Origin of the sequence: Immundisolibacter sp., assembly GCF_028696615.1 — a bacterium.
GTDB lineage: Bacteria > Pseudomonadota > Gammaproteobacteria > Immundisolibacterales > Immundisolibacteraceae > Immundisolibacter.
In genome coordinates this window covers 1-2,966 of sequence record NZ_JAQVGQ010000283.1, presented here as the reverse complement: position 1 = coordinate 2,966, position 2,966 = coordinate 1, and the positions used below count along the sequence as shown (strand labels likewise).

Here is a 2,966-nt window from a genome sequence, read left to right as displayed (position 1 = left end):
ACAGGCTGGCGACGGCGCGGCCGTGGATGATGACCTGGGCGCCGATGTCGCTCGAGGGCTTGAGCAGCACCGGGTTGAAGTCGGTGTGGGGCTCGACGCCGGCGGCAAGCGCCTGCAGCGCCTGGGCACGGCCGATCTCGCCGCCATCGACGGTCACGGCCGAGTTCAGCGCCATGTTCTGCGGCTTGAACGGCGCCACGCGCAGACCACGGCGGCGCAGCGCACGCGCAAGGCCGGCGACCAGCGTGCTCTTGCCAGCATCGGAGGTGGTGCCCTGCACCATCAGGGTGATCGGAGGAGACATGGCGTAGAATCCGGGGTCCTCGGTTTGGGGGACGGATTATCGCCGATCGCGCGGACGTAAGCGCGAACGCTGGAGACAGGCAGGCGCGCGAACCGGTCCAACAATGGCACCCCACGCCCGCGCCGCCTTCGCGGCAGTGCAGCATCGCGTTTCGATTTCGACTCCTTCCGTTCATGTCCTTTGCCCTGATCCTCGTCGCCAAGTTCGCCGCCGGCCTGCTCGCCGACCGCCTGTTCGGCGAGGTGCGCCGCTTCCATCCGCTCGTCGGCTTCGGTCGCTGGGCGCGCGCCGTCGAAGACGCCGTGCGCCGCATCGTCGGCGAGCACCGCCTCGCCGGCCTGCTGGCGTGGGCCCTCGCGGTGCTGCCATGGGTGGCGCTGGCGCTGATCGCGAGGGCAGCGCATCCGCTGGCGCACTGGCCGGTGGATATCGCCCTGCTGTACTTCAGCCTCGGCGGCCGCAGCCTGGCGGAGCACGCCGAGGCGGTCGCCGCACCGTTGGCCGCGGGCAATCTCGCAGCGGCGCGTGAGCGCGTCGGCTGGATCGTCAGCCGCGACACGCGCGAACTCGATCCTGCGGGTGTCGCCCGCGCCGGCACCGAATCGGTGCTGGAGAACGGCAACGACGCGGTGTTCGGCGCCCTGTTCTGGTTCCTGCTCGGCGGTGGCGCTGGCGTGCTGCTGTTCCGGCTGGCGAACACCCTGGACGCGATGTGGGGCTACCGCACGCCGCGCTACCTGCGCTTCGGCTGGGCGGCCGCGCGCATCGACGACGTGCTCAACGCCCTGCCCGCGCGCCTGACCGCGCTGACCTACGCCCTGCTCGGCAACACCCGTCGTGCGCTCGCCTGCTGGCGTGTGCAGGCGCCGGCCTGGGACAGCCCCAACGCCGGCCCGGTCATGGCGGCTGGCGCCGGCGCCCTCGGCGTGGCACTGGGCGGTGGTGCGATCTACCACGGCCAGTGGGAGGAGCGCCCGCCGCTGGGCGAAGGCCCGGCACCGGATGCCGGCTCGCTCCGCGCCGCCATCGCGCTGGTGCGTCGCGGCACGCTGCTGTGGCTGGCCGTCGCCACCGGCCTTGCACTGATCCTGCACTTCACGGGGCTGGCCCATGCTTGAGCACGGCGGCCGCCTGCGTCGTGCGGCGCAACGCTACGGCATTCCGCTGGACGACTGGCTCGACCTGTCGACCGGCATCAATCCGCATGCCTACCCTGCGCCAGCTATCCCGGCTTCGGCCTGGCACCGCCTCCCGGAAGAGGACGACTGTCTGGAGGCCGCCGCCGCCGCCTATTACGGCAGCACCGCGCTGCTGCCCGTCGCCGGTTCGCAACCTGCAATCCAGTGCCTGCCCTCGGTGCTGCCCGGCGCACGTGTCAGTCTGCTGGCGCCGAGCTATGCGGAGCATGCCCATGCCTGGCGCGAGCGCCGGCCTCGCTTCTTCACCGCCCACATCGACGCGGCGGAAGCAGCGGTGGACCACAGCGACATCGTCGTGCTGGTGCAGCCCAACAACCCGACCGGTGCCCATTTCGATCGCGCCCGGCTGCTCGACTGGCACGCCCGGCTCGCTGCACGCGGAGGCTGGCTGGTGGTGGACGAAGCCTTCATCGACGACACGCCGGCGGCCAGCCTGGTCCCGCTCGCGGGCGCCGACGGGCTGGTGGTGTTGCGCTCGCTGGGCAAGTTCTTCGGCCTCGCCGGTGCGCGGGTCGGCTTCGTCTTCGGCCCCGAGGCCGTGCGCACGCGGCTGGAGGAACGGCTGGGTCCATGGACGATCGGCGGTCCGGCACGGCATGTGGCGCGCGTGGCCCTGAACGACACGGTCTGGCAGGCCGCCATGCGCGAGCGGCTGGCCAGCGAAGGCAAGCGCCTCATGCAGGTGCTGAGCGCTGCCGGACTCGGTGCTGCCACCGGACCCTCGCTGTTCAAATGGGTGCAGCGTGCCGACGCCGCCCAGTTGCACGACGCGCTGGCGCGGCGCGGCATCCTCGTCCGCCTGTTCGAGCAACCCGCTTCGCTGCGCTTCGGCCTGCCGGCGGGCGAAGCCGGCTGGGCACGACTGGAACAGGCCCTGGCGGAATGCCTCGGGGCACAGCGAGACACGGGCGGGCAAGGCGTGCGACACCCGCCCCCGACAACCGAAATGGACTCCACGCAATGATCCGACCCTCACACCGCACCGGCACCGCCCGCAGCTTCGTCTTTTTCACCCTGTGCGTCGCGGCCGCCCTGTCACAACCAGCGCACGCCGCCATCGACCTCACCGACGACGCCGGCAACACCGTGCGGCTCGAGACGCCGGCCAAGCGCATCGTCAGCCTCGCGCCGCACATCACCGAGCTGCTCTTCGCCGCCGGCGCGGGCCCAGCGGTCGTCGGCGTGGTGGCCTACAGCGACTACCCGCCCGAGGCGACGGCGCTGCCCCAGGTGGGCGGCTACACGAAGGTGGATCTCGAGGCGGTTGCCGCCCTGCGCCCCGACCTCGTCGTCGCCTGGCGCAGCGGCAACCGCGATACCCACCTCGACCGCCTGCGCGCACTGGGCATCCCGGTATTCATCAACGAGCCGCGCAGCCTGGACGACGTCGCCCGCAGCCTCGAACAGATCGGCCAGCTGACGGGAACCGAAGGCGTGGCGAACGAGGCTGCGCAGGCGTTCCG

At 71.8% G+C, this 2,966-nt stretch carries 3 protein-coding genes and 1 pseudogene; 3 read left to right on the top strand and 1 reads right to left on the bottom strand.

Annotated elements, in window-relative coordinates; all coding sequences use genetic code 11:
• Positions 1–304: pseudogene (locus PHC73_RS13250) on the bottom strand (AAA family ATPase); the annotation flags it as partial.
• 173 nt (positions 305–477) lie between these two features.
• Between PHC73_RS13250 and cbiB the strand changes: the two are divergent.
• The 3 genes from cbiB to PHC73_RS13235 form a co-directional block, all read left to right on the top strand.
• Complete coding sequence (cbiB, locus tag PHC73_RS13245; protein ID WP_282809978.1) at positions 478–1,422, top strand: adenosylcobinamide-phosphate synthase CbiB; 945 nt, start codon at positions 478–480, stop codon at positions 1,420–1,422.
• Positions 1,415–2,467: a threonine-phosphate decarboxylase CobD gene (gene cobD, locus PHC73_RS13240; protein ID WP_300129198.1), complete on the top strand. Its 1,053-nt coding sequence runs from the start codon at positions 1,415–1,417 to the stop codon at positions 2,465–2,467. Before cbiB ends, cobD begins: the two co-directional genes overlap by 8 nt.
• Positions 2,464–2,966, top strand: a 503-nt coding sequence (locus PHC73_RS13235) for a helical backbone metal receptor (RefSeq protein ID WP_300129196.1), incomplete at its 3' end; no start/stop codon positions are given. The genes cobD and PHC73_RS13235, both read left to right, overlap by 4 nt.

What these genes read in the sequence shown, in the direction of transcription:
- cbiB (WP_282809978.1), top strand. Translation starts at nt 478, where the DNA reads ATGTCCTTTGCCCTGATCCTCGTCGCCAAGTTCGCCGCCGGCCTGCTC.
- cobD (WP_300129198.1), top strand. Translation starts at nt 1,415, where the DNA reads ATGCTTGAGCACGGCGGCCGCCTGCGTCGTGCGGCGCAACGCTACGGC.